The organism is Streptosporangium amethystogenes (assembly GCF_000721075.1).
GTDB classification, from domain to species: Bacteria; Actinomycetota; Actinomycetes; order Streptosporangiales; family Streptosporangiaceae; genus Streptosporangium; species Streptosporangium amethystogenes.
Window position 1 is genome coordinate 50,182 of sequence record NZ_JOEQ01000015.1, and the last position, 16,216, is coordinate 66,397.

Below are 16,216 nucleotides of genomic sequence, written 5' to 3' on the forward strand. Positions count from 1 at the left end.
AACTCTTCCGAGCGCTTCACCATCCGGGCGGTGCCGTACCTGACGGTGGCCGAGCGGACGGGCGGCGCCCGCCTTCGAACCGCGCTCGTGGGTGAAGGGCGCGATCGCGCCGGTGGGCGGGGGAGTGGCTGGGATGGGCGCGCTCACCGAGACGCCGGACCATCAGGGACACTCAGGGGTCTTCGCGGAGGCCTCGGTGGCCGTGGTGGACGCCCTCCTCGGCGGAGAGCCGGGCCAGCTCGACCCGGGAGTGGATGCCCAGCTTGCGGAAGACCTGCCGCAGGTGGAAGGCGACCGTGTGCTCGCTGATGAACATCTGCTCGGCGGCGTTCCGGTTCGTCAGCCCCTGGGAGACCAGGTCGCAGACGGCCTGCTCGGTGCCGGTCAGGCTGGCCCATCCCGAGGTGGGATGGGCGGTCCTGACCCAGTGGCGGCGCCGCTCGCCCAGCAGCCGCAGCCTGCCCCGTACCCGGGCGGCGTCACGGACGGCCCCCACCGCGCCGTAGCAGGTGAGCGCGATCTTGAGATTCTCCACGGCCGGATCCCGGCAGCCGTGGTCCGCGCCGAGCAGCACGCCCAGATCCTCCGCCGCCGAACCCCTGGCCCACGGATCGCCGTGCCCGGCCACCGCGCGGCCCAGCGCCTCGGGGTCGCCCTCCCGCAGTCCGCGGGCGTGGTCGGCGGCCACCGACGGGTTGGGCAGACCGGGGCTGCGCCGGGCGATGCCCTCGGCCGCGTCGACCACGGCGTCGGCCCGGTGCCGCTGGCCCGTCGCCATGGCCATCCGTACCAGCCAGGCCGCGGCGGCGGGCTCGCTGGTCAGCGCCCCGGTGTGCCGAGGCAGCACGTCGTACAGCCCGCCGAGCGAGCTCATCCCGCCCGCGGCTCCGTCGCGCGCCTCGTTGATCCGCCCGGCCACCAGCTCCGAGCGCAGCCGGGTGCGCGGAGGCAGGTCTCGCGCCGACCCGGCAAGGTTGCGCTCCATGTACCTGATGGCCCCCGGCAGGTCGCCCGCCCGCAGTGAGGCGGTGCCGAGCACCGACAGGGCCGAGGAGGCCGGTGACGGGGCGCCCAGGATTCCGGCGGCGGCCAGAGCGGCCTCCGCGTGCTCGATCGCGCTGCCGAGCCTGCCCGCGGCCAGGTGCAGGCGGGCGCGCAGGACGGGGATCTCCGCGGCCCAGGCCGGCTCGTACTCGGCCTCGGCCGCGGCGATCTCCGTCGTGGTCTCCGCCTCCTCCAGCAACCAGAGGTCGATCAGCATCGAGGCCAGCACGGCCCGGGGCTGCTGCCGCCACCGTCCACCGGCAGGTTGCTCCACGGCCTCGCGTGCCAGGTCCAGCCCGTCCGAGAGCCTGCCCTCGTCCCAGGCGAGCAGGGCCAGGTCCGTCAGCGTCTCGGCGTCGCCGCCCCCGGTCAGACGGGCCGGGCGGGTCCGGGCGGCGCGCTCGACCTGTTCGCGCAGCGCTCGTCGCACCGGTTGGGGCACCCTCTCGACGACCGAGCGCCACAGCAACTCGTGCCTGAACGCCAGCTCGTCGGGGGTGGTGACGAGCACACCCGCGGCCAGGGCCTCCTCCAGCGCGGGAAGCAGTGCCGCCGGGGTCTCGCCGAGCATCTCGGCCGCGTACGCCGGTGAGAACGAGCGCCCGAGCACCGCCGTGGCCTCCAGCAGGTACCTGGTCTTGGTGCCGAGCTCGTTCAGCCGCCGCCGGACGGCGGTGTGCACCCGCAGGGGCAGCTCCGCCCCGGCGGGAGTGGTCTCGGCCAGCCGGGCGACGCCGTCCCGCACCAGGACGGCGCCCTCCTCGCACAGTCCGGTGAGGTATTCGGACAGTAGCAGCGGGTTGCCGCCGGCCTGGGCGGCCAGCGCGGCCAGGTCCTTTCCCGGTGCCGCGCCCAGGATGTCGGTGCAGACCTCGGTGACCGCGCCGTCGTCGAGCGGGCGCAGTACGGTCCGGGTGGCCCCCTCCTCTTCGAGCAGGTCGAACAGCCGTCTGGCATCGCCGCGCGCCGGGGTGCTGCGGCAGGCCAGCAGCCATGCCACCGGCCGTTCGGCCAGCCGCGAGGGCAGCGTGCGCAGGGCCATGAGCGTGGCGGCGTCGGCCCACTGGAGATCGTCCAGGGTGACCAGCAGCGGCCCCGCGCCCAGCCTTCTCTCCAGCGAGGTCCTGACCTGCTCGGCCAGCCAGAGCAGCAGGCCGGGACCGTCGGGGGCGGCGTTCCTGGCCACGGTCAGGGGCGCCGGCGACTCCTCCAGGGCCGACAGCAGCGGCCCCAGCGGTGTCAGCCGTCCCAGCTCGTCGGCTTGCCCGCTGGCGACCGCCGTCCCCCGCGCGGCCGCGAGGCCGGCCGCCTCGCCGAGCAGCAGCGTCTTGCCTATCCCCGGCTCGCCCTCGACGAGCATGACGTTCCCTGCCGTGGACGCGACGCCTTCCAGCAGGGCGAGGACCGCCGCCTGTTCATCTCTCCGGCCGCGCATCGTCTTGTCTCGGATCTGGGGTCATACGCCAGGCTTTCTTAGCGGTGATTACCCGTATGACATCCCCATCGGGCGAAATGCCATGCGGTGAATGCTCCCGGCTACTGGTTGTTTGATGCAGATTTGACCTTTAAGTGCGACTTCTAGTCGATCTGGCTGATGCCCGACGAGCATGATCGCCGCGTGCGTTCGGATTGTCCTGACAAAACACGGCCGAGGCTCGCGCAGATGCCCGCCAGGCGGGTAGGAGGTACGCCCTCTCGTACAGGATGGGAGTCGGTGCGGTTCTCGGTGCGGGTCGGCGGGCTCACCGGATCTTCGCCGCCCGGCCCGCTCCCGAGAGGGTCGACGACCGGTGCGGCCCGGTCGCGTCAGGCCGCCGATGACGCGGCCTGAACCGTGCGCCGCATGCACGGTGAGGAGCTGCGAGCTCGGCCCCTCAGGGCCGAGAAGCCGACTGGAGGAAGCATGGATCAGAGCACCTCGACAGAGCTCTCAGCCGTCGCGGTCGAGGCCGCCCGCGCGGTGGGCGACCGGCTCCGCAAGGCGTTCAGGTCGCGTCCCGCGATCGAGACCAAGAGCGACTTCCACGATCCGGTGACCGAGCACGACCGCGCCGCGGAGGAGATCATCCGGGAGGTCATCGAGAGGCGCGTCCCGGGCAGCACGGTCATCGGCGAGGAGGGCGGCAGCGAGGGATCCGGTGAGATCCGCTGGTACGTCGACCCGATCGACGGAACCGCGAACTTCGCCGCCGGGCTGCCCTTCTTCTGCGTGTCGATCGCCGCCGCCGCCGGGGACGAGGTGGTCGCCGGGGCGGTCTACGACCCGGTGCGCGACGACGAGTTCCGGGCCGACCTGGGCGGGGCCTGGTGCAACGACGTGCGGATGCGCAGCGCCGGTGCCACCCGCGATCGGGAGGCGATGCTGCTGACCAGTTATCCCAACCCCCGTGAGCTGGCCGACGGCGGGGAGGAGGTGCTGCGCGAGTTCGGCCGGATGCTGGCGTCGTTCGCCTCCACCCGCCGTCCGGGCAGCACGGCGCTCCAGCTGGCCCATGTCGCGGGAGGGTGGGCCGACGTCGCCTACGGCAGTAGGGTCAGCCCATGGGACGTGGCGGCGGGGTCGCTGCTGGTCCGGCAGGCGGGGGGAGTGTTCATCCCGCTGGACGGATCGATCTTCGAGCCCGGCGGCTACCTCGCCCATGTCGGCGGGTTCGACCTGGCGGGATCGGTCATGGGCGATCTGGTTCCGCCGGGCCGCTCCGCCTGAGCGCGGGCGGGGGGAGGCCCGCGTGGTCCACGGGCGGCCGTCACCACATTACCTATTGATTCTGTAGGAAATACAGGTAACATGATTGTCTCGCCGTACGAAGGAGCCGCCATGAGCCTGGAGTCGGGGGCGGAGAGCCTGCTGGCCACCGCGGTCGAGGCCGCGCGCTGGATCCGCTCGGCGGCCGTGGACGACGAACGGGGACGGCACTGGCAGGCCAACCCCGATCCCCGGGGCCGGGCCGCCATGCCCGACCACCCCCTGTCGTTGTACTCGGGGGCGGCCGGGATCATCCTGTTCTTCCTGGAGCTCGCCGCCGCCACGGGCGACGAGGGCTACCTGGACGACGCCGGGGCCGGGGCCCGCTATCTCGCCGCCACCTGGCGGGAGCAGGCCGATCTCTCCCTCCATCACGGTCTGGCCGGGGTGATGTTCGCCCTCGCCGAGGCCGGATGGGCCACCGGTGAACGGGAATTCGAGGTCGAGGCCGGCGCGGTCGCCGACCGCATCGTGCGCAGCGCCCGCCCCATCGGCGGCGGCCTGGGCTGGACCGGTGACCCCGCCCAGCGCGGCGACGGCGGGATCATCCTCGGCCTGCTGCACGCCGGGGGCATCCTGGGGGTGCCCGCCTACCAGGAGATCGCCGTCGAGGCCGGCGCCCGCGTCGCCGCACTCGCCGTCCCCGGCCACCGCTTCGGCGAGGGCGCCTGCGCGGACCTGCCGCTGGACGCGGTCACCCCGGGGTTCCTGTCCGGCACGGCCGGCACCGCCTTCCTGCTCGCCCGCCTGTACGGCGTGACCGGCGAGCCCCGCTTTCTCGACGGCTCTCGCAGGGGGGCCGACTTCGTCCGCGCGGTCAGCGCCGTGACCGAGCGGTGCGCGCTGGTACCGCACCACATCCCGCAGGGCCGCGACCTGCACTACCTGGGCTTCTGCTCCGGCTCGGCGGGGGTCGCCCGGACGTTCTACGAGCTGTACCGGGTGTCGGGTGACGCCGGAGACCTCGACTGGGTCGAGCGGCTGGCCAGGGGGATCGTCAGCAGCGGCGCCCCCGCCGGCCAGAGCGGTGGCTACTGGAACTCGGCCTGCCAGTGCTGCGGCACCGCCGGGCTGGTGGAGCTGTTCGTCGGGCTCTGGGCGGCGACCGGCCGCCCGCAGCACCTGGAGTTCGCCCGCACGCTGGGGGAGAACCTGGCCGGCCTGGCCACCGGCCACGACGGCCGGGGCTCTCGCTGGTACCAGGCCTACCGGCGGCTACGGCCCTGGGAGGTCACCGCCGACACCGGCTACATGGTCGGCGCCGCGGGCATCGGGGCCGCGCTCCTGCACCTGGACGCCACCGCGCGTCCGCAGGAGGCCCGGCGGCTCATCCTGCCGCCGGACAACCCCTTCCCCGCCATCCCGCTGCCGAGCGCGACGCTCCGCCGGTCCTGAAGAGCGTGGAAGGCGCGTCGCCGGTGAACCGGACGGTCATCGCGGGGGAGCACGGCACGGGCGTCAGCCTGGCCGGGGGCCCACGCGGCTCAGGCCCACGTACGTCCCCGTGCCCGGGGTCGGCATCGAGGTCTCCGCGGGCCACGGCGTCACGGCCCCGTCCCCCGGCGCGCACGGCATCCGGACCATGTCACCCCCGCGCACCCGATCGTGCCGGCCGGCCGTGCAGGGACGGCAGCCGCCGCGCCTCTCACGCCGGAGGCCCGAGAACGACGCACCCTTTGGCCGTCAAGGGGTGACAAAACTCGTGACCATGATTGGTGATTCTCCGTGAGTACCACCCAAGGCCTGCCTAATCTCGGTGTCGTGACAATCGAGGATTTCTTTCCCGACCCGGGCCGTTCCACAGTCGCGATCGAACCGGCCCGGCCGGGCGCGGGCCACTGGGCCGGTGCGCCGAGCGCCGTGGCGAGCGACGGGCTGATCTACCTCGCCTACCGGCTGCGCCGCCCCGTCGGCGAGGGCCGCGGCTACGCCGTCGCAGTCGCCCGCTCCACCGACGGTGAGCGGTTCGAGACCCTGCTCACCATCGGCAGGCAGGAGATGGACACCGAGTCACTGGAGCGGCCCACCCTGATCCGCACACCGGAAGGGCGCTGGCGGCTCTACCTCAGCTGCGCCACCTACGACACCAAGCACTGGCGGGTCGAGGTGCTGGAGGCCGACGACCCGTCCGGGTTTCGCGCCTCGCAGCGGCAGGTGGTGCTCCCCGGCGATCCGAAGACCGGCGTCAAGGACCCGGTGATCGTGCGGCGGGGCGACGTGTGGCATCTGTGGGCCTCCTGCCACCCCCTGGCGGAGGACGACGAGGCCGACCAGATGGTGACCGACTACGCCACCAGCGCCGACGGCATCGAGTGGACCTGGCAGGGCACCGCGCTCAGCGGCCGGCCCGGAGACTGGGACGCCCGGGGGGCGCGGGTGGCGGCGGTCCGCTTCCTCGGGGAGCAGGTGGTGGCCTTCTACGACGGCAGGGCCACCGCGGCGGAGAACTACGAGGAGAAGACCGGTGTCGCGGTCGGCGCCGACCCGGCGCAGCTGACCCCGGTCGGCACCGGGCCCGCCGCCCTCTCGCCGCACGCGGGCGGCGGCCTGCGCTACCTGGACATCGTGGACCTGCCGGAGGGCGGGCGGCGGCTGTACTACGAGTACACCCGCGCGGACGGGGCGCACGAGCTCCGTACCGAGCTGCGCTGAGCACGACCGCCGACCTGCGCGGGGTCATGCCGATCACGCACCGCCCGGTACAGGACTCGGGAACTCCCGGAAGCCGGAACGTGGCGGCTCGCCGACCTCACGACGGGCACCGGGAACCGGCGAACGGTCAAACCTGGGGGCGGCCGTTGCGGGCCTGGCGCTGGCCGTTGGGGCGGACACCCACCAGGCCGCCGGAGCGCTCGCGGGGACGGAGCCAGTCGCTGAAGTCCTCGCCGGTCACCCTCTGCAGCAGTGCCACGTCCTGGGTGAAGTGGGAGATCAGTTTCTCCCGCTGGTCCCAGGTCAGCGGCTGGCGGGAGCGGGCCCGCCGCTGCAGCTTGCGCTCCAGCGGATCGGTCAGCGCCACGCTCACCCGCGAGGGCAGGAACCGCCCCACGGACGACCCCAGGCGCAACGCCCGCGACAGCATCCGGTGTCCGCGGGTCGGCTCCGGATGGGCGGTCACGTTCTCCCGGGGGACTTCGGTGACGACGCCGGTCTCCACGCCGAGGAAGCGGCAGATCCGGTCCAGGGTGTCGGCGGGCCGGTCGACCAGGTCGCGGTAGCGGTAGACGAGCACCTGCTCGCGGGGGAACAGGGTGAACAGGTGTTCCAGCTGTCTGCCGTACTTGCCGAGCCCCAGGTAGTGCCAGAACGGCGCCCAGCCGGCCGTGATCCTTCGCTCCTCCTCGGCGCAGGCCTCCAGCACGTCGCCGATCGGCTCCAGTCCGGCCGACCACAGATGTGTCCAGTTGGAGTGGGCGCGCTCCACCGGGTCGCGCAGCACCACGATGAGCCTGGCGTCGGGGATGGTCTTCCTGATGCGCCGCTGGGCCGCCAGGTCGTAGAGGTAGAACGGAGTGGACTCGCCGGTGAGCGTTCCCGGCGGTGCCGCGTCGAACAGGGCTTCGTAGTCCTCGCGCCGCCAGACGTGTTCGCGGTAGGTCTGGGCGTCGCCCGGGCCTCCCCTGGTGGGAGGAGGACCGTCACTGAGGAAGAACTTCGGCTCCTTCACCGGGGACATGAACAGCTCCGGGTGCCGGGCCAGTGCGGCGTGCAGGGCGGTGGTCCCGGTTTTAGGGGCACCGATCGTGAGGAACTTCGGCAGGGGCATCGTTATTACCCTCAATTCCTACTATTATTATTGGTAATAATAACCCCTTTCCCGGCGAAGGCAAGCGTCCCAGTGCGGGGTTGTCGCGCCCCAAAGGCCTGCCCCGCGGCGGGAGTTCCAGTCGCCGACGTTTATCCCCAGCTCATGGGGACGAGTCACGCTGTTTCGTTCGATGAACGTCAGGTGCCTCTCACCTGTTTCCACGCGCGGAGGCGCGAGTCGGGAACCCCGCCGATACCCTTGCCGAATGCCCGACCCGTACCTGACTCCGCGGAACACGACAGAGCACGAGATCGACATAAAGCGCTCCCGTTTCCTGTGCGCCATCGGTCAGGTCACCTCGGAGGAAGAGGCCAGGGAGTTCATCGCCGGCCGCAAACGGCTGTACGGTGACGCCACGCACAACTGCTCGGCCTACGTGATCGGTGGCGACCGCCACATCCAGCGGGCCGACGACGACGGCGAGCCCGGTGGCACCGCGGGTACCCCGATGCTGGAGACCCTGCTGCGCAGGGGCGTCGCCGACGTGGTGGCGGTGGTCACCCGGTACTTCGGCGGGGTGAAGCTCGGCGCGGGAGGTCTGGTCCGCGCGTACGGCTCGTCGGTCGGCAAGACGCTGGATCTCACGCCGCTGGTCGAGATGGTGCCCGCCAGGGTCGTGACCGTGACCGTGGACCACGTCCAGGCCGGGCGGCTGGAGAACGACCTGCGCATCTCGCCGTACGAGGTCAGGGAGGTCCGCTACGGCGCGGAGGTCGGTTTCCGCGTCGCGGTGCGCGAGCGTGACCTGGCCGGCTTCCCCGGGTGGGTCGCCACACTGACCTCGGGCCGCGCCGGGATCGAGCAGGGCGAGACGGTCCATCTCAGAAACAGCTGAAACGGTGTCGGGTCGTATGAGAGTAAAGATATCTGGACGTCCTCCGGGCGGGCCCAAACCGTTTTTTGGCGGCGGTCAATGTGGGATAGGTCACAGTTGGGTGTGGAGGGCCCGGCCGCAGGGCGGGTGCGCCCGCCCTTTCCCGGGCCGCGACGGCCTCTGTCCGCCGCACTCGCCTGACCGGCCGATACCCACCCTGACGTGCGAGAACCCCGGAGATTTCGTGATCGTCGCGATGGGCTTCCAGGCACCTGTGGTTTTCCACAGCCGAACCCTGTGGCGTATACGAGGCAGGAGCGGGTGCATTCCTCATCCACGCCCTACCCAACTCTCCGTAGCCTTGTCCCCATGAGTTCACCGAATCTCGACGGAGTCGCCGGATGGGCGATCAACCTTATGGAAACCCTGGGTGCGCCAGGGGCGGGGCTGGCGATCGCACTTGAGAACCTGTTCCCGCCGCTGCCCAGCGAGGTGATCCTGCCGCTGGCCGGGTTCACCGCGAGCAAGGGGAACATGGGGTTGTTCGACGCCGTGCTCTGGACGACCCTGGGATCGGTGATCGGCGCGCTGGCGCTGTACGCGGTCGGGGCCCTGCTGGGCCGTGAACGTGTGGTGTTCATCGCCTCCAAGCTGCCGCTGGTCAGCGTCTCCGACATTGAGAAGACCGAGGCGTGGTTCGCCAAGCACGGAAGGAAGACCGTCTTCTTCGGCCGGATGATCCCCATCTTCCGGAGCCTCATCTCGATCCCGGCGGGGGTCGAGCGCATGCCGATCCTCGTCTTCACCCTCCTCACCACCCTGGGCAGCCTCATCTGGAACACGGCGTTCGTGATGGCGGGGTTCCTGCTGGGAGAGAACTGGTCGCTGGTCGAGGACTACATGGGGATCGTCTCGAAGGTCGTGCTGGGCATCGTGATCCTCGCCGTGGTGCTCTTCGTGGTCGTCAGGCTGTCCGACAGGCGCAAGGGTAAGCACCACGCCTGACCGTCAAACCGCTGAACAGGGCCTGCCGGGTGCCGGCCGGTCTCGCGCTCGGGGCTCTCTCGGCCCCGGCCGGTCTGGTCTTCCTCCTCCTGGCGGGCCCGCTCCTGTCCTGGCCGTGATGCGCTGTCTCGGCTCCTGAGGTCGGATCCCGGCCGGTTGGAGATCGCGGACACGGCGGCCGCCCCGGTGCACCCGCCGGTCAGAGCCGGAGCTCGTCCTCCCGGGCCGTGGTGAGGTCGCTGGGCCAGAGCCGGTAGACGTTGAGGCGCGTCTCGTAGTACTTGTCCGTCTCGCCGACCCACTGCATGCCGATGCGCTTGGCCGTGCCGGCACCGCGCTTGTTGTTCACCCGCACGACCGCGACGAGCTCGTGGGCACCGATGGAGAAGGCCCATCCGGCCAGGGCTCGGCCGGCCTCGGTGGCGTAGCCGTGACCCCAGAAGTCGGGGGCGAGCTGCCAGCCGATCTCGATGTCCTCCTCGTCGGGCGGCAGGTACCTCAGGGAGAGGCCACCGATGATCCGCTGGTCGGAGTTGCGGACGATCGCCCAGCGGCCGAGCGGGGGCGTCAGGGTCGCACGGTTGCGTTCCCACGCCTCCAGTGTGGCCCGCATGGCCCCCTCACCGTCGAGCTGGTTCATCGCCGGGGACAGCCATCGGGTGACCTCCGGTGTGCCATAGATGGCCAGAGCATCGCGGGCGTCCTCGGGACTCCAGTCGCGTACCGTGAGGCGGTCGGTGGTCAGTAACGCCATGGTCTTCCTCTCCCCGGCGGGCGAGCCGGCCGTGCGGCGACGAGAGAACAGCGAGCAGAAGAAAGGTGTTGTTTTCTTGCCGGAAATGTCCGATGTGTTGCCCTTGTGAGGGTACGCCCATCTGGCTGCCGTCGACCAGCCGGGTGGGAATTACCTGTTCAGGGGTGATCGCCCGCCTCAGCCCTCCAGGGCGTACTGCATCACCCGGAGCTTGGCCTGGGCCTCGGCGAGTTCGGAGGCGGGATCGGAGTCGCCCATGATGCCGCACCCGGCGAACAGCCGGGCCCGGGGGCCCTCGATCTGGGCGCAGCGCAGCGCGATCCCCCACTCGCCGTCCCCCCGCGCGTCGATCCAGCCGACAGGACCGGCGTATCCGGCGCGGTCCATGCCCTCAAGCTCGCGGATGACACCGAGCGCGACCCCGGTCGGGGTGCCGCCGACGGCGGCGGTCGGGTGCATGGCCGCCACCACGTCCAGGACCGAGATCCCCGCCGACAGCCGACCGGTCACCGGGCTGGCCAGGTGCTGGACGTTGGGGAGCACCAGGAGTTCGGGCTCCTCGGGGATCTTCAGCTCGGCGCAGAGCGGGTCGAGCGCCTCCCGTACCGACGCGACCGCGCAGGCATGCTCGTAGCGGTCCTTCTCCGAGGAGAACAGGGCGGCGCCGCGTGCCATGTCGTCCGCCCGGTCGCCGCCTCGTGCGATCGTGCCGGCCAGCACCAGGGACTCGACGGTCTCCCCGGTACGCCGGACCAGCAGTTCGGGGGTGGCGCCGACCAGCCCCGCGCAGGAGAAGGTGTAGCACTCCGGGTAGCGGTCGGCCAGGCGGGCCAGCAGCAGGCGGACGTCGATCGCCCGCTCCGCGACGGCGGTCAGGTCGCGGGCGAGCACCGTCTTCTCCAACCGGCCCGACCTGATCCGCCGGACGGCGCGGGCCACGGCGTGCTCCCACTCCGGCGCGCTCAGGCTGCCGTCGCCGTACCGGATCCTGCCCGGGTCGCGGAGCGGGGTGACGGCGTTGAGCCGCTGCTCACCGACGGTGGTCAGCCAGGCGCGGCCGTCGCGGCGGGCGAGGATGGTCCGGGGGACGAGGAGAACCGACCCGGATGACTCCGGGTCGAAGGTGAACGAGCCGAAGGCGACGGGGCCCGAACCGGGGGTTGTCACGTCGTCGTCGACATCCGCCTCACCGAAGAGGTCCGACAGCCGGTCGCGAGCCCAGTCGAAACGCCGGGGGCCGGGCGGCACCTCCAGGCGCAGGGCCTCGCCCCAGGCCACGAGGCCCTCCCCGCGCCTGACCCAGGCATAGGGTGCGGTCTCCGGCAGTCGTGCGAACAGGTCACCGGGGTCGTCGACAGAGGTGGTTCTCACCACGAGAGGACGGGTTGATCCGAGCGCTACACTCACCCCCGCCACTCTATGCCGGAAACTGAACATGTTCGACGGGGGTGCTCCCGCCAGCACGGCCGCCACGCGGTGTCAAGAAAAGCAAGGCACTCGGTCAATGGAACCTGCGGCCCTGGCCTGCGGTGATACATCCGAAGCAGACGCGATCTCTTAGCGGAGGTGTCATGCTTCGCAGGACTGTGACAGCACTCACAGGGCTGGCCGCCCTGACGGCCGCCCAGGCGGCTCCGGCCGGGGCGACACCGGTGGAGCGATCCTGGCGGCCGGTGGTCATGGCCGCGCTCGGAGACTCCATCAGCGCGGGGTTCAACGCCTGCGGGTGGTACGTCACCTGCGCCTCACGTTCCTGGTCGACCGGCGAGCACCGCGATGTCAGGAGCCACTACCTGAGGCTACGCGCCCTGGACGTGGCGCTCGCCGGGCACAATGTGAACCTCGCCGTCCCGGGTTCCACCAGTGCCGACCTGGCCGGGCAGGTGACGCAGGCGATCGACCACCGCGCCGACTACGTGACGCTCCTGATCGGTGCCCAGGACGTCTGCGTGTCCGAGGAGCGGCTGATGACCCCCGTGGCCGTCTACGAGAGCCGGGTGGCCGGGGCGCTGGGCCTGTTGCGGGCGGGCAGGCCCGATGCCCGGGTGTTCGTGGCGAGCATCCCCGACCTCAGGCGACTCTGGCAGACCGGCAGGGACAACCTGGTGGCACGCGGGTTCTGGGAGGTGGGCCGGATCTGTCCCACCATGCTGGCGCGCCCCACCTCGACGTCGGCGGCCGACCAGGCCCGCCGCGACCGGGTGCGCGACCGGGTGATCGGTTTCAACGCCGCACTCGCCAGGGTCTGCGCGGCGTACGGCCCGAACTGCCGGTTCGACGGCAACGAGGTGTTCAGGCAGGCGTTCACGCTGAGCCACATCAGCAAGTGGGACTTCTTCCACCCCAACGCCGCGGGCCAGCGGCTGATCGCGGAGAAGACCTACGGTGCGATGCGCGACTGGCTCGCGGAAGAGGAACCGGTGCCCGTCCTCGCCCCCTGAGCCGGCGAGCCCGGGGGCCTTCAAAGCCAGCCGTGGTGCCGGGCGGTGCGGGCGGCCTCGATGCGGTTGCGGGTGCCGGTCTTACCGATCGCGGCGGACAGGTAGTTGCGGACGGTGCTCTCCGACAGGTGCAGCAGTCGCGAGATGTCGGTGATCGTCGCGCCGTCCGCCCCGGCGGCCAGTACGTCCCGCTCACGATCGGTCAGCGGGCTGGCACCGCTGCTCAGCGCGGCGGCGGCCAGCGCGGGGTCGATCACCTTCTCGCCCGCCAGGACCCGGCGGATCGCCGCGGCGAGATCCTCGACGGGACCGTCCTTGACGAGGAATCCGGCGGCGCCCGCCTCCATCGCCCGGCGCAGGTAGCCGGGCCTGCCGAAGGTGGTCAGGATCAGCACCCGGCAGCCGGGCAGGCGGTCCCGGAGGCCTGCCGCGGCCTCCAGACCGCTGATCCCCGGCATCTCGACGTCCAGCAGGGCGATGTCGGGACGTGTGTCCAGCGCGGCGGCCACGACCTCGTCGCCCCCGGCGACCGTGGCGACGACCTCGATGTCGTCCTCCAGACCGAGAAGCAGGGCCAGCGCGCTGCGCATCATGCCCTGGTCCTCGGCCAGCAGCACCCTGATCATGAAAGCGTTCCTCCTCGGCGGAAAACCAGCGATCTTGCGGGTGGAGAGCAAACGATCATGAAAGGCTCCTCCCTGGTGGAAGAGCGCCGATCATGGGAGCGTCACCCTCAGCACGAAGCCGTCGCCTCCGCCGGCCTCCAGTGTTCCGCCGAGCGCGACGACCCGCTCGGTCAGGCCGCGCAGGCCATTGCCCAGGGTGCCCGATCCGGCTCCCCGGCCGTCGTCGCGGATCTCCAGCACCGTGCCCTCCAGGGTGATCTCGCAGGTGCGGGCGGCGCTGTGGCGGACGACATTGGTCACGCCCTCCCGTACGGCCCAGCCCAGCAGGGCGTCTGCCTCCGGTGCGGGGCGGTCCTCGGAGACGGTGACCGTGGCGGCGATGCCCGCGTCGGCCAGTACCGTGCGCGCCGAGGCCAGCTCGGAGGCCAGCCCGCGCCCCCGGTAGCCGCTGACCGCGGCCCGCACCTCGGTCAGCGCCGTCCGGCCGACCGCCTCGATGTCGGCCGCCTGCCGAGCCGCCGCCTCCGCGTCGCGAGGGGCGAGCCGCCGTACCGCCTCCGCCTTGACCACCATCACCGACAGGGTGTGCCCGAGCAGGTCGTGCAGGTCGCGGGAGAACCGCAGCCGCTCCTCGGCCACCGCGACCCGGGCCAGCTCCTGGCGGGTCTGCTGGAGCTCAGTGATCACGGAGAAGAGCTTCAGGACGACGCTGACCACCAGGCCGCCGGTGGCCGTTCCCCAGGTGGCCTGGGAGATGCTCGCCCAGCCGGCGCCCGCGCGCCACATCACCGCGGTCAGCGCGAGCGTCAGCACGGTCAGGAAGAGGTAGACGGACCTGCCGCGCAGCACGACCCCGCAGGCGATCGTCATCAGCGGTGCGAGGTAGAACCAGTTGTGCGCGAACACCGCCAGCAGCAGGAAGATCACCGCCAGCAGCCCGGCCAGGGCCACGATCGCCGCCCGTCGCCGGCCGTGGAAGGCCAGCCGGATGCAGAGCACGTAAAGGATGGCGAAGGCGAGGATGCCCAGCGCGGCCGGCGCCGCCGGCCGCACGTGCCCTCCCGCGAGGTCGCTGACCGGGGGATAGGCGATCAGCAGCCACGGATAGAAGGCGAGCTCCCCGGGCCCCTGCCTTCTCACCCTCCCCGACCATCTCGGTCTCGCCTTCTCCGGACCTTGCGGCCTCTCCGGCTCCGTCACCCCCGCTCCCTCCGGCTCTCGGTTCATCCGGCCACTCCTATCACGCGACCCGTGCGATTCACGCCAGACGCCCGGCCCGGCGATAGCCGTACAACGCCAGGAGCCCGAAGACGACCAGCCAGCAGGTCAGGATCAGTGCCACACCCGTTCCGGGTGTCTGGCCGAAGGCGATCTTCCGCGCCAGGTCGGCGTAGGCGAAGCTCGGCGTCCACTCCGCGAGCGCCTTCAGCCAGGAGGGGAAGACCTCGGCGGGCAGCCACAGCCCTCCGACGATCGCCAGCACCAAATTGGCCGCGATGTTGAGCACGGCGGCGGTCTGGCCGCTGAACCGGTAGCCGATGGCCAGGCCCAGCAGGGTGAAGGGCAGGGAACCCGCCCAGAGCAGGAGCACGATCGAGGCCCACTGCCAGATCGCCAGCCGTACCCCGTTGAGCAGCGCCGCAGACAGGCACACGCCGGCGATCGCGGGCAGCACCACGAGCATGCCGGTGCCCGCCTTGCCGGCGATCACCTGTACCGGCGCCAGGGGAGTGATCCGCAGCTGCCGCAGCCAGCCCGCGGTCCTGTCCTCGGCGATGCCGGTGCCGTTGTTGAAAGCCGAGCCGATCGCGCCGAAGGCGGCCATGCTGACCATCACGTGCAGGGCGGCCCAGCCGTGGTCGTCGCCCGCCACGCCGAGGTTGGTGAAGAGCAGGTACATCACCACGGGCATGGTGAAACCCATGATCACGTATCCCGGGTCGCGGCGGGCCCTGGCGATCTCCAGGCGGATGTAGCCGAGCATCAGGCGTCCACTCCCGTCAGTGCGATGAAGGCGTCCTCCAGCGCGGCGGGGACCACCTCAAGGTCGCGTACGGCTCCCGCCTCGGCCAGCGCCAGCACGGTGGTGTCGGCGTCGCGGGTGCGCAGGTGGGCGCGGTCCCCGCGGATCTCGACGGAGGTGACCCCGGGAAGGAGTTCCAGCCAGGCCGTCTCTGGAGCGGGGACGGTGACGCGGACCGTGGTCAGCGAGACCAGGCGCTTGATCTCCCGGCTGGTGCCGTCGGCCACGATCCGGCCCCTGTCGATCACCACCACCCGGTCGGCGTACTCGTCGGCCTCCTCCAGGTAGTGGGTGGAGAACAGCACGGTCCTGCCGCGCGCGGCGAAGGCCCGCATGCTCTCCCAGAACTCCCGCCTGGCCCGGACGTCCAGCGCCGCGGTCGGCTCGTCCAGCAGGATCAGCTCCGGATCCCCGGCCAGCGCCAGCGCGAAGCGGAGGCGCTGCGCCTGGCCGCCGGAGAGCCGCTCCACCCTACGGCCGGCCAGCTCCTCCAGCCCTGCGACGGCCATCACCTCCCGCAGTGGGAGCGGCGCCCGGTAGGTCCCGGAGACGAAGCCGAGCAGTTCGCCGACCGTGGTCCGGGAGACCAGGCCGCCCTCCTGGGGCATCGCCGCCAGCCGCCCGCTCCGGATCGCGGCCTCCGGGGCGCCCCCGAACACGCGCACTGTCCCGGAGTCGGCGGCCAGCAGCCCGAGCAGCAACCGGATGCCGGTCGACTTGCCCGCGCCGTTGGGACCGAGCAGGGCGACGGTCTGCCCGGCGGGGATGTCGAGGCTGAGGTCGTCCACGGCGCGTACCGCCCCGAAACGTTTGGTCACGTTCTTGAGTGACACCACGTCATTCGTCATGCGAAAGACGCTACGGAGGGCACGGGATCCCAGGTAGATCCATCGATCCAGGGCTGCCCGGGACAAATGTCACCCCTCGGTGCTCGCGGAGTTCCTGGTCCGTCATC

14 protein-coding genes are annotated in these 16,216 nt (G+C 71.6%); 6 read left to right on the plus strand and 8 right to left on the minus strand.

Going from position 1 to position 16,216, the window contains the following annotated elements; genetic code table 11:
• Positions 1–172: 172 nt before the first annotated feature.
• The gene (locus tag IG98_RS0121955) at positions 173–2,479 is read right to left on the minus strand and encodes an AAA family ATPase (protein ID WP_030915087.1); all 2,307 of its coding nucleotides are present in this window, start codon (positions 2,477–2,479) and stop codon (positions 173–175) included.
• A 468-nt stretch (positions 2,480–2,947) separates the two neighbouring features.
• On the opposite strand from IG98_RS0121955, the gene IG98_RS0121960 reads away from it, so the two are divergent.
• From IG98_RS0121960 to IG98_RS0121970, 3 genes are all read left to right on the plus strand, one after another.
• On the plus strand, positions 2,948–3,751 hold the full coding sequence (locus tag IG98_RS0121960) for an inositol monophosphatase family protein (RefSeq protein WP_037970975.1): 804 nt from the start codon (positions 2,948–2,950) through the stop codon (positions 3,749–3,751).
• 111 nt (positions 3,752–3,862) lie between these two features.
• Positions 3,863–5,185: a lanthionine synthetase LanC family protein gene (locus tag IG98_RS0121965; RefSeq protein WP_030915093.1), complete on the plus strand. Its 1,323-nt coding sequence runs from the start codon at positions 3,863–3,865 to the stop codon at positions 5,183–5,185.
• Between the two features lie 366 nt (positions 5,186–5,551).
• The gene (locus IG98_RS0121970; protein ID WP_245651659.1) at positions 5,552–6,442 is read left to right on the plus strand and encodes a glycoside hydrolase family protein; all 891 of its coding nucleotides are present in this window, start codon (positions 5,552–5,554) and stop codon (positions 6,440–6,442) included.
• A 127-nt stretch (positions 6,443–6,569) separates the two neighbouring features.
• Here the strand turns inward: IG98_RS0121970 and IG98_RS0121975 are convergent, their stop codons facing one another.
• Positions 6,570–7,556 carry a sulfotransferase family protein gene (locus tag IG98_RS0121975; RefSeq protein ID WP_030915100.1) on the minus strand — a complete coding sequence of 329 codons (987 nt, stop codon included), beginning with the start codon at positions 7,554–7,556 and terminating at the stop codon, positions 6,570–6,572.
• Positions 7,557–7,803: 247 nt separating this feature from the next.
• Here IG98_RS0121975 and IG98_RS0121980 point away from each other — a divergent pair, with 247 nt between their 5' ends.
• Both IG98_RS0121980 and IG98_RS0121985 read left to right on the plus strand, forming a co-directional pair.
• Positions 7,804–8,433 carry a YigZ family protein gene (locus IG98_RS0121980; protein WP_030915104.1) on the plus strand — a complete coding sequence of 210 codons (630 nt, stop codon included), beginning with the start codon at positions 7,804–7,806 and terminating at the stop codon, positions 8,431–8,433.
• 348 nt (positions 8,434–8,781) lie between these two features.
• Positions 8,782–9,417 carry a DedA family protein gene (locus IG98_RS0121985; protein ID WP_030915108.1) on the plus strand — a complete coding sequence of 212 codons (636 nt, stop codon included), beginning with the start codon at positions 8,782–8,784 and terminating at the stop codon, positions 9,415–9,417.
• A gap of 199 nt (positions 9,418–9,616) precedes the next feature.
• On the opposite strand, the gene IG98_RS0121995 is transcribed toward IG98_RS0121985, so the two are convergent.
• Positions 9,617–10,171, minus strand: coding sequence for a GNAT family N-acetyltransferase (locus tag IG98_RS0121995; protein ID WP_030915111.1), 555 nt, complete (start codon positions 10,169–10,171; stop codon positions 9,617–9,619).
• Positions 10,172–10,348: 177 nt separating this feature from the next.
• The gene (locus IG98_RS0122000; RefSeq protein ID WP_030915114.1) at positions 10,349–11,578 is read right to left on the minus strand and encodes an isochorismate synthase; all 1,230 of its coding nucleotides are present in this window, start codon (positions 11,576–11,578) and stop codon (positions 10,349–10,351) included.
• Positions 11,579–11,757: 179 nt separating this feature from the next.
• On the opposite strand from IG98_RS0122000, the gene IG98_RS0122005 reads away from it, so the two are divergent.
• Complete coding sequence (locus tag IG98_RS0122005; RefSeq protein WP_245651660.1) at positions 11,758–12,612, plus strand: SGNH/GDSL hydrolase family protein; 855 nt, start codon at positions 11,758–11,760, stop codon at positions 12,610–12,612.
• A 20-nt stretch (positions 12,613–12,632) separates the two neighbouring features.
• On the opposite strand, the gene IG98_RS0122010 is transcribed toward IG98_RS0122005, so the two are convergent.
• From IG98_RS0122010 to IG98_RS0122025, 4 genes are all read right to left on the minus strand, one after another.
• Positions 12,633–13,238: a response regulator transcription factor gene (locus IG98_RS0122010; protein WP_030915119.1), complete on the minus strand. Its 606-nt coding sequence runs from the start codon at positions 13,236–13,238 to the stop codon at positions 12,633–12,635.
• A 90-nt stretch (positions 13,239–13,328) separates the two neighbouring features.
• Positions 13,329–14,378 carry a sensor histidine kinase gene (locus IG98_RS0122015; protein ID WP_051752602.1) on the minus strand — a complete coding sequence of 350 codons (1,050 nt, stop codon included), beginning with the start codon at positions 14,376–14,378 and terminating at the stop codon, positions 13,329–13,331.
• 118 nt (positions 14,379–14,496) lie between these two features.
• Complete coding sequence (locus tag IG98_RS0122020) at positions 14,497–15,222, minus strand: ABC transporter permease (RefSeq protein ID WP_030915123.1); 726 nt, start codon at positions 15,220–15,222, stop codon at positions 14,497–14,499.
• On the minus strand, positions 15,222–16,109 hold the full coding sequence (locus tag IG98_RS0122025) for an ABC transporter ATP-binding protein (RefSeq protein WP_051752604.1): 888 nt from the start codon (positions 16,107–16,109) through the stop codon (positions 15,222–15,224). Before IG98_RS0122025 ends, IG98_RS0122020 begins: the two co-directional genes overlap by 1 nt.
• Positions 16,110–16,216: the final 107 nt, after the last annotated feature.

Excerpts from the sequence above, each read along its gene's own strand:
- IG98_RS0121965 (WP_030915093.1), top strand. The coding sequence starts at position 3,863 with ATGAGCCTGGAGTCGGGGGCGGAGAGCCTGCTGGCCACCGCGGTCGAG.
- IG98_RS0122010 (WP_030915119.1), bottom strand. The coding sequence starts at position 13,238 with ATGATCAGGGTGCTGCTGGCCGAGGACCAGGGCATGATGCGCAGCGCG.
- IG98_RS0121975 (WP_030915100.1), bottom strand. The coding sequence starts at position 7,556 with ATGCCCCTGCCGAAGTTCCTCACGATCGGTGCCCCTAAAACCGGGACC.
- IG98_RS0121995 (WP_030915111.1), bottom strand. The coding sequence starts at position 10,171 with ATGGCGTTACTGACCACCGACCGCCTCACGGTACGCGACTGGAGTCCC.
- IG98_RS0121985 (WP_030915108.1), top strand. The coding sequence starts at position 8,782 with ATGAGTTCACCGAATCTCGACGGAGTCGCCGGATGGGCGATCAACCTT.
- IG98_RS0121960 (WP_037970975.1), top strand. The coding sequence starts at position 2,948 with ATGGATCAGAGCACCTCGACAGAGCTCTCAGCCGTCGCGGTCGAGGCC.
- IG98_RS0121980 (WP_030915104.1), top strand. The coding sequence starts at position 7,804 with ATGCCCGACCCGTACCTGACTCCGCGGAACACGACAGAGCACGAGATC.
- IG98_RS0122025 (WP_051752604.1), bottom strand. The coding sequence starts at position 16,109 with ATGACGAATGACGTGGTGTCACTCAAGAACGTGACCAAACGTTTCGGG.
- IG98_RS0122020 (WP_030915123.1), bottom strand. The coding sequence starts at position 15,222 with ATGCTCGGCTACATCCGCCTGGAGATCGCCAGGGCCCGCCGCGACCCG.
- IG98_RS0121955 (WP_030915087.1), bottom strand. The coding sequence starts at position 2,479 with ATGCGCGGCCGGAGAGATGAACAGGCGGCGGTCCTCGCCCTGCTGGAA.